Origin of the sequence: Rhodococcus (subgen. Prescottella) equi, assembly GCF_003013675.1 — a bacterium.
GTDB classification, from domain to species: domain Bacteria; phylum Actinomycetota; class Actinomycetes; order Mycobacteriales; family Mycobacteriaceae; genus Prescottella; species Prescottella equi.
Window position 1 is genome coordinate 1,419,687 of sequence record NZ_CP027793.1, and the last position, 11,634, is coordinate 1,431,320.

Consider the following 11,634-nt stretch of genomic DNA (forward strand, 5'->3'; position numbering starts at 1 on the left):
CACGCATTGTCACGGCCGCAGCGCTCGGCTGCTCGGATCCAGCGAGGCGTCGTCGGCGGCCGACTGTCCCGCGTACCAGCCGCCGGCATCCACCGATCGGCTCCGCGCTGCCCTCGTCGTGGGGAACAGTCGATCGAACTCGGCGTCGACTGCCGCGGACCGTGCCGCCAGTGCGGGCAGCAGGTCCTCGACGGGGACGTGCGACTCGGCGGCGACGTCTGCCGTGGCGCGGTGCCCGGCTTCCTTCAGGCGCTGCCCGATCCGGACCGCGAACCCGAACAGGAACGCCTTCCGGAACGACGTGGTGCGCGCCCCGCGTTTCGCACGCGGGGACGACTCCTGCATCGCCCGGGTGGCCTGGACGAGCAGTGAGGTAAACAGCAGATCCACCTGGTCGAGGTCGACCGGACTGCCGACGACCGTCGCGATGCCGAACCTGTCGAACCACACCGTGCGCACCCGGTTGGCTTCACCGATGGCGGTGAGCAGGTGCACCTTCTCCTTGACGTACGGATTGTCGAGGTGGATGCGTCGGCTGCGTACGGTGGGGGAGCCTGAAACGGTCGCGTGCAGCAGTGCCGCGCTGATCGCGTACCGCGTCATCAGTTCCTGCGCCTTGGCCGTGAAAGTCTCCGCCTCCTCCACGAACTCGGTGGCCTCCGCCTTGGCCAGCAGTCCTCGGATCTTGTTGAGGACCTTGGGATCGGCGGTTTCGTCGTGGGCCTCCGGCGCGGACTCGACGCGGATCCGCGGCCATCTCGACGGCGGCACACACAGTTCGGTGACGCGGGGCAGCTCGAGCCAGAGCAGGGCCGTCGCCGTCGACTCGTTCTCGCCGAGATGCCACCCGGACGCGTCCAGCGCCGCACCGAACGCGCTGCTGTCGCAGTCGGCCGGGAGACCCGCCGCGAACTCGGCGGCGGCGGATTCCCGCTCCGCGATCTGGTCGAGTTGCGTGACCCAGACGGCCGGCGCTCGATCGGCTGCGCCCGTCGTCCGGTAGTGGTACAGCACCGTGGCGGCGGTGACCGCCGTCGAGTCCGCCCCGAGAGCGCGCCGGGTCACGTGCATGACGTCGGCCGGCTGCCATCCGCGCTCGTAGGCGTCGGTCAGGGCGATCAGTAGGCCGGTGATGGAACGCTCCCGTGGTGGTGGGCACTCGAATTGCCCGAAGTCGTCGAACATGCCGGCGTCGAAGTCCTCGAACTCGTCGTAGTCCTCGGACGTCGAGCCGGTCGGGTTTTCTCGAATGTATGTTCTATTGCTCCCCATGGGCGACAGTGTGCATCAGGGGGCTGACAACTTTCGGGAGCGTCGCTACGCCTCGGTCTCCTCGACGTACCGCGGGAACACGCCCACCGGCTTCGGCAGCGGCGTACCTGCGACGATCCGGTTCGCGAGGTCGACGAAGGCGCGGGCGTCGGGAGCCTGCCCGAGCAGGTCGAGGATCTTCTCGGCCGAGCCCGGCATCACCGGCTGGACCAGGATGCCGACGATGCGGACCACCTCGAGCGTGACGTACAGGACCGTGGCCATGCGGGCCGGGTCCGTCTTGCGCAGCACCCACGGTTCCTGCTGCGAGAAGTACCGGTTCGTCTCGCCCAGCACGTGCCAGATCGCCTCGAGCCCGAGATGCAGGGCCTGCACGTCGAACTCGGCCCGCACCTTCTCGAGCAGCGCGTCGGCCTGTGCGAGCAACGCGCGGTCGGCGTCGGTGAGCTCGCCCGGCGTCGGGACATGCGCGTCGCAGTTCTTCGCGACCATCGACAGCGACCGCTGGGCCAGGTTGCCCAGCTCGTTCGCCAGGTCGGTGTTCATCCGGGTGACGATCGCCTCGTGGCTGTAGCTGCCGTCCTGCCCGTACGAGATCTCGCGCAGCAGGAAGAAGCGGACCGCGTCCAGGCCGTACTGCTCCACCATCGCGAGCGGGTCGACGACGTTGCCGACCGACTTCGACATCTTCTCGCCCTTGTTGAACAGGAAGCCGTGCACGAAGACGCGCTTCGGCAGCTCGATCCCCGCCGACATCAGGAAGGCCGGCCAGTACACGGTGTGGAACCGCGTGATGTCCTTGCCGATGATGTGCAGGTTCGCGGGCCAGTACCGCTCGAACTCCGCGGAATCGGTGTTCGGGAACCCGGCGCCGGTGAGGTAGTTGGTGAGCGCGTCCACCCACACGTACATGACGTGTGCCGGATCGCCGGGCACGGGGACACCCCAGTCGAACGTGGTGCGCGAGATCGACAGGTCCTTGAGCCCGCTCTTGACGAAGCTGAGGATCTCGTTGCGCCGAGTGGCCGGCGCGATGAAGTCCGGGTTCTCCTCGTAGTGCGCGAGGAGACGGTCCTGGTACTTCGACAGCCGGAAGGTGTAGTTCGACTCCTCGGTCCACTCCACCGGCGTGCCGGTCTCGGTGGCGATGCGGGTGCCGTCCTCGAGAACCGTCGTCTCCTCCTCGGCGTGGAACGCCTCGTCGCGAACGGAGTACCAGCCGGAGTAGGTGTCGAGGTAGATGTCGCCGGCCGCGACCATCCGCTCCCAGATCGCCTTGCTGGCCTCGAGGTGGTCGGCGTCCGTGGTCCGGATGAACCGGTCGTACGAGATGTTCAGGGCCTTGTCCATGGCCTGGAACACATCGGAGTTGCGGGTTGCCAGGTCGCGGACGTCGACGCCTTCCTTGGCCGCCGTCTGCTGCATCTTCAGGCCGTGCTCGTCGGTGCCGGTCAGGAAGAACACGTCGAATCCGTCGAGGCGCTTGAAGCGCGCGATCGCGTCCGACGAGATGTACTCGTAGGCGTGCCCGATGTGCGGAACGCCGTTGGGGTAGGCGATCGCCGTCGTCAGATAGAACGGCGGACGGTCCGTCGGGGCAGGCATCTGGTTGGGCGAGGAAGGCACAGTCATGGTGCGCCTACTCTATCGACGTGAGCAAAGATCGTCCCGCCCCGGACCTGCCCGAGCCGCTTTTTCCACTCGTCGACGCGCACACGCACCTCGACGCGTGCGGTGCCACGGACGCGGAGAGTACGCGCGCGATCGTCGACCGTGCCGCGTCGGTGGGCGTCGAGCGGATCGTCACGGTGGCCGACGACCTGGCGGCCGCGCAGTTCGCGGTGAACGCCGCCAACTGGGACGAGCGGGTCTTCGCGGCGGTCGCCATCCACCCGACCCGGGCGAACACTCTCGACGACGCCACGAAGGCGGAGATCGAACGGCTGGCGTCGGACCCGCGTGTGGTCGCGGTCGGCGAGACCGGCCTCGACCTGTACTGGCCCGGGAAGCTCGACGGCTGCGCGACGGTGGAGGAGCAGGAGGACGGGTTCCGCTGGCACATCGATCTCGCGAAGCGCCTCGGCAAGCCGCTCATGATTCACAACCGTGAGGCCGACACCGACCTGCTGCGCGTGCTCGACGCCGAGGGCGCGCCCGAGACGGTGATCTTCCACTGCTTCTCGTCCGACAGCGCGATGGCCCGCGCCTGTGTCGATGCCGGCTACGTGCTGAGCTTCTCCGGCACCGTGAGTTTCAAGAACGCGAAAGCCCTGCGTGAGGCGGCGCTGTCGGTCCCGTCCGACCAGTTGCTGGTCGAGACCGACGCCCCGTATCTCACTCCGCACCCGTACCGGGGCGCGCCGAACCAGTCGTACTGTCTGCCGTACACGCTGCGGGCCCTCGCCGAGGTACGCGGCGAGGACCCGATCGAGTTGGCGAAGGCGTCGACCGCGACGGCCGAGCGCGTCTACCGCCTGCCGAGTCGCAACTGAGCGCGTCCGGCGCCGACGGAATGGGCGCTCAGGCCGACGGCGGGTTCTGCCGCGGCTTGATGCGTGCGTTCGGCAACGGCGGCGCCGGCAGTCGCTGCACGGTGCCCTCGTAGCCGTGCACCGCGCCGAAGCGGTCCGACGCGGCCTCCCATTCGGCGCGGAACTGCTCGATCTCCTCGTGGCTGCGGCCGACGAAGTTCCACCACATCACGATCTCCTCGCCGAACGGTTCGCCGCCGAGCAGCACGACGCGGGCGGGTTCGTCGGTGCGGTTGACCAACGTCAGATCCGACGCCCCGGTCCCGACGTAGCCGAGGTCGGCGCGAGCGAGCTCGAGTCCCTCCACGCCGATCGCCCCGGCGTCGACCAGGACGCCGTGCTCGAACGTCGGATCGACGTCGAGGCGCACCTCGGCGCGCGGCTCGAGGACGAGTTCCGCGCCGAGTAGGGGAGTGAAGGTGTGCACGGGGGAAGTCGATCCGGCCAGCGAGCCCAGGAAGACCCGAGCGCGTCCGCCGTCCAGATCCACTTGCGGCGGCACGTAGTGCTCGAAGTTGCGGGGCGCGTCCCGGGCGACGTCGGGCAGTGCCACCCACAGCTGGACGCCGTGCAGGATCGTCGTCTCCGCCGTCGACACCTCGGAGTGGCAGATGCCGCGGCCGCCGGTCATCAGGTTGACCTCGCCGGGCCGGACCGTCGCGTGCATGCCCAGGCTGTCGCGGTGCTCGATCTCGCCTGTGAACAGCCAGCTCACGGTCTGCAATCCGGTGTGCGGGTGTGGGGCGACGTCCATGCCCCCGGTCTGCGCGACGTCGTCGGGTCCGTAGTGGTCGGCGAAGCACCACGCGCCGATCAGCGAGCGCTGTCGCTGGGGCAGCGTTCGGCGCACCGGCATCGCCCGCGGCCCGCCCAGCGGGACCTCTCGTGAGGTGATGATCTCGGCGAGCGGGCGGCCCGCGGTGCCCGCGCGCGGTCCGTTCTCGCACTCGATCTCGATCGGTTCGGCTTCGACGTTGCTCATGTCCCTACCCTCCCACGGCCCCGTGCGGGTGTGACGCGCGCAACTGGCCGGAATCTTCCGTAATCGATTCGTGATCGACCAGCGCTTTCCTCGATATCTTTGTAGTCGTGTTTGTGCTGATCGAGACCGTGCGGTTGCCACATCACAGCCCCACCGTTACCGTGCTGTGATCGAACCTGTCGTCTGCCCCAGGATTTCTCGTGTCGCCTTTCGCTCGGATCAACACCGCCAGGTCGCCGCTCCTGTACGTCGTGGTCGCCGCACTCTTCGCGACCCTTCTCGTCGGTGGCGGCCTGGTCGTCACCCAGCACAAGACGATCACACTCGACGTCGACGGCGACCAGATCTCGCTGAGCACACTGCGTTCCGAGGTCGGCTCCGTGCTGGACAACGCCGGTTATCCGATCGGTGAGCACGACGTCGTCGCGCCGAGCGTCGATGCGAAGCTCTCCGACGGCGACACCGTGGTCCTGCGCCGCGCTCGCGAGATCGTGCTCACGGTGGACGGCGAGCGCCGCATCGTCTGGTCGACGGCGCTCACGGTGGACGACGCGATGCGCCAGCTGAACTTTGCCGGCGACGCCTACGCGTCCGCATCGCGTGGCCAGCGGATCCCGCTCGACGGCATCGAGTTCGACGTCGTGAACGCGAAGGCGGTACGGATCTCCGACAACGGCGCCCCGCACGCCGACGTCCGCGTGGCGGCACCGACCGTCGGCGCGCTCCTCGACGTCACGAACGTCCCGCTCGAACAGGCCGACACGGTCGTGCCCGCGCCGGAGACGCCGCTGACCGACGGCCTCGAGATCGTCGTGACCCGCAACCGCACCGAGACGCGCACCGAGACCCAGCCGATCCAGGCGCCGGAGAACCGCGTCGACGATCCGGGACTCGAGCACGGGAAGACCACCGTCGAGAACCCCGGCACACCGGGGGAGCGGACGGTGACGGTGACCGTCACGACCGTGAACGGCGCCGAGACGGACCGCCGGGAACTGTCGTCCGTGGTGGTCCGTGAGCCGGCGCCGGCGGTCGTGCGGGTCGGGACCAAGCCCAAGCCGTCGGCGCCCGCGGTCGCGTCCGGGTCGGTGTGGGACTCGTTGGCGCAGTGCGAGGCGACGGGCAACTGGGCGATCAGCAACGGCAACGGCTTCTACGGCGGGCTCCAGTTCTCGCAGAGCACGTGGGCCGCCTACGGAGGCACGCAGTACGCCCCCACCGCCGACCGGGCGTCGCGTGAGCAGCAGATCGCCGTCGCCGAGAAGGTCCAGGCCGCCCAGGGCTGGGGTGCGTGGCCGTCGTGTTCGAGCAAGTTGGGTCTCCGGTAAGGAATCGCGATGTCGCCACTGTCGAAGATCAACTCGAGCCGTTCGCCGCTGATGTACGGCGTCGTGGCCGCGACCCTCGTGACCCTCACGGTCGGTGGCGGTGTCGCGGTGGCACAACACAAGACGGTGACCGTCGACGTCGACGGTGAGCTGATCACGGTCGGCACGATGTCGTCGAAGGTCGACGGGGCGCTCGCGGCGGCGGGCTACAGCGTGGGCGAACACGACGTCGTGGCCCCCGCGTCGGACTCGGACCTCGACGACGGTGACACGGTGGTGCTGCGTCGCGGTCGCGAGGTCGCGCTCACCGTGGACGGTCGGCAACGCACGGTGTGGACGACGGCGCTCACCGTCGACGAGGCGTTGAACCAGTTCCGACTCGCCGGTGACGTGCACGTCTCGGCGAACCGGTCGCAGCGCCTGCCGCTCGAGGGATCCGATCTGGACGTCCTGAGCCCCCGCACGGTGAAACTGATCGACGGCACGTCCGCCCCGGTGGACGTCCGCCTGGCCGCGCCGACGGTCGGCGATTTCCTCGCCGCCCACGGCACCCCGCTCGAGCAGGCCGACACCGTCGAGCCGGCCGCGGAGACGCCGCTCGCGGACGGGATGGAGGTCGCGGTGACCCGCGGACGGGTCGAGACCCGTGTACTCACCGAGCCGGTCGCGCCGCCGGAGCAACGGATCGAGGATCCGTCGATGAACATGAGCCGCACCGTCGTGGAGAACCCGGGCACGGCCGGCGTCGCGGACGTCACCTACGAGGTCACCACCGTCAACGGAGTCGAGACCGGACGCAAGCCGGTCGCATCCACCGTCACGGTGCCGGCCCAGCCCAAGGTGGTCCGGGTGGGCGCCAAGCCCGGCACCGAGGTGCCGCCGGTGCAGAACGGTGCGACGTGGGACGCGCTGGCCCAGTGCGAGGCCACGGGCAACTGGGCGATCAACACCGGCAACGGCTTCTACGGCGGCGTGCAGTTCGACCAGAACACGTGGGAGCGCCAGGGCGGCCTGAAGTACGCGCCGCGGGCGGACCTCGCCACCCGGGAGGAGCAGATCGCGATCGCTTCCCGCACGCAGCAGACACAGGGCTGGGGTGCGTGGCCGTCGTGTACCAGCAAGCTGGGCCTGCGCTGACCAGTTCCGCCGTGCGTTAGGTTCTTCAGGTGTCAGACGCCGTGCCGCCCCCCATCCACCCGCGAGGACAGGCCGCCCTCCTGGGCCCCGCCGAGGTCCGTGCGCTCGCCGAAGAGTTCGGGGTGCGCCCCACCAAACAACTCGGCCAGAATTTCGTGCACGATGCCAACACGGTGCGCCGGATCGTCACGGTGGCCGGCGTGGGTCCCGAGGACACCGTCCTCGAGGTCGGCCCGGGGCTCGGTTCGCTCACGCTGGCACTGCTCGACGTCGTCGACCGCGTGGTCGCCGTCGAGATCGACCCCAAGCTGGCCGCCCGCCTGCCCGCGACGGTCGCCGACCGCGCCCCCGAACTCGTGGATCGGCTCACGGTCGTCGGCGCCGACGCGATGCGGGTGATGCCCGACGACGTCCCGGCGGAGCCCACCGCGGTGGTGGCGAATCTGCCCTACAACGTGGCCGTGCCGGTACTGCTGCACCTGTTCGCCGAGTTCCCGAGCCTGCGCACCGCATTGGTGATGGTGCAGGCCGAGGTGGCGGACCGGCTCGCGGCCACTCCGGGCAGCAAGGTGTACGGCGTGCCGAGCGTCAAGGCCAACTTCTTCGGCACGGTCAAGCGCGCCGGCCACGTCGGTCGCGCGGTGTTCTGGCCGGTGCCGCAGGTGGAGTCCGGCCTGGTGCGGATCGACCGGTACGAGCAGGCGCCGTGGCCGATCGACGCCGACCATCGGCGCAAGGTCTTCGCCGTCATCGACGCGGCCTTCGCGCAGCGTCGCAAGACTCTTCGGGCAGCCCTTGCCGGGTGGGCCGGTTCGCCGGTCGAAGCCGAGCGCCGGCTCGTCGCGGCCGGGATCGAACCGTCCACGCGCGGTGAGAAACTCGATGCGGCAGCCTTCGTGCGGCTCGCGAACGTCTCGTAGTTCCAGACGGCCGACGCACCTCCTCGAAACGGCCTCGACCACAATGGTCCGGGTGGTCCGTTCTGTCGGACCTTCGCGACGGTGTCCCCGGCGACGGGGTTGGTGTGAGGAATGTGATGGTGAACAAGGGAATTCGGGCGATCGTGCGACGATCGGGTGCGGTTGTGGTCGTGGCCGCGGCGTTGACCGCGGCGGGATGTGGGACGTCCGTCGACGGTACGGCGACCGCCGCGAGTACTTCCGCGGCCGCGACGTCGTCGTCATCGTCGACGACATCGACCGCACCACGCGAGGCCGATCTCGGCGGACGGGTCGACATCGACGTCGAGATCGGTGACTGTGTTCGCCTGGGCGGAACGGCCGACGCCGCGACGATCGACGAAGCGGTGTGCGGCAGTGACAAATCCAACTACAAGGTCGTCGGCAAGGCCGCGAAGAACGCGCAGTGCGCGTCGGACGTCGACCAGGTGTACTACGAGACCCGCTGGGGCAACGAACGTGGAGCGCTGTGCCTCGACATCGACTGGGTGATGGGCGGGTGCATGAGCCTGCCGGACGGTGACGACGACGAACCGCAGCGTGTCGAGTGCGACGACCCGTACGCTCCGGGTATCGAGCGTGCGATCGAGGTCATCGAGGGCGTCGTCGACGTCGAGCAGTGCTCGGAGGGCGGCTACGTCCACGACGAGCGCGAATTCACGGTGTGCACGGAGACGGTGCGTCCGCTGTAGACGTCGCCGAGCAGTCGGCGTCTCCTACTTTCGTAGGAAACGTCTCCTCCTTTCGTACCGAAGGCGGCCTGCGGGGCAGCGGAAACGGGCTGTGGCTCTCTAACTTCGTTGGAGTACAGCCTGTTTCCGCATCCGAAAGGTCTTCCTATGTCGAGTAGCTCGCTTCGTCGCGTCGCCACGGTGGTCGCGATCGCCGGTACCGCGATCCTGGTCTCGCCGGCCCTGTCCTCGGCCGCAACCGGCTCGCTCGGAGGCTCCCTCGGTAGCGCGTCCGGGTCGCTCGGCAGCTCCTCCGAGGAGCCTGCGGGTGGTTTCACGTGTGACGCCCTGTCGACCGAGTCGAATCCCGCCGGCTGGGGTGTGCCGTTCGAGGACGAGAAGGGGCAGGAGGCCGCGTACTCCGCGAGCAACGTCCTCGACGACAACGGTTCGCTCGAGCTGGCCGTGACCGGAACGACGGACCGCACCGCCTGGTACCACGAGGCCGGCAGCGTCGCGCTCGCGGACGTCATCTCGAAGGACATCGGTTTCGCCGAGAAGGCGGCCACGTCCACCGCGTCGTTCCAGATCCGTCTGCTGGGCACCAAGGGAGGCAAGTTCGAGAACGGCTTCACCACACTGGTGTGGGTCGCCGAGCCCGGCGCCGACGTCGCCGAGGGTGCCACCCACGAGGAAATCCAGAAGGGTCTGTGGTGGAGCACCCAGAACATCGACGGCGCGAAGGATCGTGTGCCGACCACGCTGGCGGCGATCTCGGCAGCGAACCCGAACGCGACCGTCGAGCACTACGGGGTGAGCGTCGGCTCGGGCTCGGCCGCGACGTCGACTCTGGTCGACGCCGTGCAGTTCAACGGGTGCACCACCGATTTCGCCAAGAACGATCCCGAACCGGCCGGAGCGGGTTCCCTGGGCAGCCTCGGCAACCTGTTCGGCAGCCTCTTCTCCTAGCGGCCGACGCCGCCCACGCACCAATTCTCCCGCTCAATGGGACCGGGCATTCCGTACGATTCGCGTCCGGCTAACGTCTGCGCGGATGTGTGGCGTGAGTCACACCGGAGCGACTGGAGGGTGCGTGGGCAGCAGGGCGAGGTTCGGCAAGAGCCTGACGACGGTGTTGGTGGTGGGTGCGCTGGCGCTCGCGGGCTGTGCCAGTTCGGACGACGGCGGTGGCGGCGACACCAGCGGTACCCGCACCCCGCCCGCGGTGGGCCTGGTGGGCGACCAAGCTCCGGACCCGACGGGTTCGACGCCGCAGCTCACGTTCAGCGTGCAGGCGCTCGCGGCAGTGCTCGATCCGGCCAGGACCACCGCCCGCGGCGGCAGCGGCGGCGACGAACTGGCCGCGGTCTACGACGTCCTGCTGCGGTACGACGAGGAGACGGGGGAGTTCGTGCCGCGTCTCGCGCAGTCCCTGACGTCCGATCAGGAGGGCAACGTCTGGACGCTGAAGCTGCGCCCGGGCGTCACCTTCAGCGACGGAACCCCGCTCGACGCGAACGCGGTCGTCGCGAGCATCAACCGCTACAACGCCAACAAGGGCAACGGCGCTGCCGTGTGGGTCGACGCCGTCGCGTCGACGACGGCCGTCGACCCGCAGACGGTGGAGTTCCGGTTGAACAAGAAGTGGCCCACGTTCCCGTCGATGCTCGCACTCGGCCACGGCATGATCGTCGCGCCCGGTGCGGGCGAGGGCGAAGCCTTCAAGCCGATCGGCGCCGGCCCGTTCGTCCTCGACCGCTACGCGCCCAACGAGGAGCGGGTGCTCACGGCGCGCGCCGACTACTGGAACGGCAAGCCCAAGTCCGACAAGTTGCGCTTCATCGCGTTGAGCGGTTCGCGGGAGAACCTGGAGTCGATGCGCACCAACGGTATCGACATCGGATTCCTGCGCGGCAACCCGCAGGCGATCTACGACACGATCGACGCCGGTTACCCCGGATCCTTCAGCATCCTCAACAGTGGTGGCGCCGAGCTGGTCAACAACCGTGAGGGCCGACCGGGCGCGGATGTGCGGGTGCGCAGGGCAATTGCGCTCGCGATCGATCCGGAGCTGGTCGGTCAGCGCGGCGACAACGGCCTGGGCCTGCCGGGCAAGGCCATGTTCAACGATCTCTCCCGCTGGGCCACCGACGTCGAGGGCGTGCCGTTCGACCCGGACGCTGCCCGCAAGCTGCTCGACGAGGCGAAGGCCGACGGCTACGACGGCAAGCTGAACTACATCGTGCTGCAGGAGCCGAGTGAACAGGCGATCGGCCTGGCCGTGCAGTCCCTGCTGCAGGCGGTCGGCTTCACGGTGAACATCATCAACGCCAACAACGCCGGCGACATCGTCAAGCAGGTGTACGTGCAGCGCGACTACGACATGGCGCACGCCGGTATCGGTCTGTACGAGGCCATTCCGTACCTGGGCCTCGACACCACGCTGTCTGCGACGTCCACGGCCAACTTCGCGGGCTATTCGAACCCGCAGATGGAGGTGCTGCTCGACAAGCTGCAGGCGGCGGACGGCGACGACCAGATCCGCGGTGTGCTGGCGGAGATCCAGACGCTGTGGAACGAGACCGTCCCGAGCGTCCCGGTGAGCTCGGTGATGATCTACGTCGCCTGGCAGAAGAATGTCGGCGGTGTCGTTCCCACTGCGACGGGAATCATGCTGCTCGACAAGGCCGGTCGCAACTGAGCGTCGACGAGCCGGTGACGTGACGAGGGCCCGGTGACCATACGGTCGCCGGG

At 68.8% G+C, this 11,634-nt stretch carries 10 protein-coding genes; 7 read left to right on the top strand and 3 right to left on the bottom strand.

Going from position 1 to position 11,634, the window contains the following annotated elements:
* Positions 1-9 precede the first annotated feature (9 nt).
* Complete coding sequence (locus tag C7H75_RS06860; RefSeq protein ID WP_022594604.1) at positions 10-1,272, bottom strand: DUF2786 domain-containing protein; 1,263 nt, start codon at positions 1,270-1,272, stop codon at positions 10-12.
* A gap of 45 nt (positions 1,273-1,317) precedes the next feature.
* Entirely contained in the window at positions 1,318-2,904 is a 1,587-nt protein-coding gene (gene metG / locus C7H75_RS06865; RefSeq protein ID WP_022594606.1) for a methionine--tRNA ligase, read from the bottom strand.
* A 20-nt stretch (positions 2,905-2,924) separates the two neighbouring features.
* Between metG and C7H75_RS06870 the strand changes: the two genes are divergently transcribed.
* Complete coding sequence (locus C7H75_RS06870) at positions 2,925-3,764, top strand: TatD family hydrolase (RefSeq protein WP_064077150.1); 840 nt, start codon at positions 2,925-2,927, stop codon at positions 3,762-3,764.
* Positions 3,765-3,792: 28 nt separating this feature from the next.
* On the opposite strand, the gene C7H75_RS06875 is transcribed toward C7H75_RS06870, so the two are convergent.
* On the bottom strand, positions 3,793-4,785 hold the full coding sequence (locus C7H75_RS06875) for a pirin family protein (RefSeq protein ID WP_106851131.1): 993 nt from the start codon (positions 4,783-4,785) through the stop codon (positions 3,793-3,795).
* Positions 4,786-4,985: 200 nt separating this feature from the next.
* Between C7H75_RS06875 and C7H75_RS06880 the strand changes: the two genes are divergently transcribed.
* From C7H75_RS06880 to C7H75_RS06905, 6 genes are all read left to right on the top strand, one after another.
* Positions 4,986-6,113, top strand: a complete 1,128-nt coding sequence (locus C7H75_RS06880; protein WP_106851132.1) for a resuscitation-promoting factor — start codon at positions 4,986-4,988, stop codon at positions 6,111-6,113.
* Positions 6,114-6,122: 9 nt separating this feature from the next.
* A complete protein-coding gene (locus C7H75_RS06885) occupies positions 6,123-7,250 on the top strand; it encodes a resuscitation-promoting factor (protein WP_013415220.1) in 1,128 nt (375 codons plus the stop codon).
* A 29-nt stretch (positions 7,251-7,279) separates the two neighbouring features.
* A complete protein-coding gene (rsmA, locus tag C7H75_RS06890; protein WP_041673975.1) occupies positions 7,280-8,170 on the top strand; it encodes a 16S rRNA (adenine(1518)-N(6)/adenine(1519)-N(6))-dimethyltransferase RsmA in 891 nt (296 codons plus the stop codon).
* A gap of 116 nt (positions 8,171-8,286) precedes the next feature.
* Positions 8,287-8,901, top strand: a complete 615-nt coding sequence (lppU, locus tag C7H75_RS06895) for an LppU family putative lipoprotein (protein WP_005514758.1) — start codon at positions 8,287-8,289, stop codon at positions 8,899-8,901.
* A 147-nt stretch (positions 8,902-9,048) separates the two neighbouring features.
* Complete coding sequence (locus C7H75_RS06900; protein ID WP_041673978.1) at positions 9,049-9,849, top strand: hypothetical protein; 801 nt, start codon at positions 9,049-9,051, stop codon at positions 9,847-9,849.
* Positions 9,850-9,973: 124 nt separating this feature from the next.
* A complete protein-coding gene (locus C7H75_RS06905; RefSeq protein ID WP_013415224.1) occupies positions 9,974-11,581 on the top strand; it encodes an ABC transporter substrate-binding protein in 1,608 nt (535 codons plus the stop codon).
* Positions 11,582-11,634: the final 53 nt, after the last annotated feature.

What these genes read in the sequence shown, in the direction of transcription:
- C7H75_RS06860 (WP_022594604.1), bottom strand. Translation starts at nt 1,272, where the DNA reads ATGGGGAGCAATAGAACATACATTCGAGAAAACCCGACCGGCTCGACG.
- C7H75_RS06875 (WP_106851131.1), bottom strand. Translation starts at nt 4,785, where the DNA reads ATGAGCAACGTCGAAGCCGAACCGATCGAGATCGAGTGCGAGAACGGA.
- lppU (WP_005514758.1), top strand. Translation starts at nt 8,287, where the DNA reads ATGGTGAACAAGGGAATTCGGGCGATCGTGCGACGATCGGGTGCGGTT.
- C7H75_RS06900 (WP_041673978.1), top strand. Translation starts at nt 9,049, where the DNA reads ATGTCGAGTAGCTCGCTTCGTCGCGTCGCCACGGTGGTCGCGATCGCC.
- metG (WP_022594606.1), bottom strand. Translation starts at nt 2,904, where the DNA reads ATGACTGTGCCTTCCTCGCCCAACCAGATGCCTGCCCCGACGGACCGT.
- C7H75_RS06885 (WP_013415220.1), top strand. Translation starts at nt 6,123, where the DNA reads ATGTCGCCACTGTCGAAGATCAACTCGAGCCGTTCGCCGCTGATGTAC.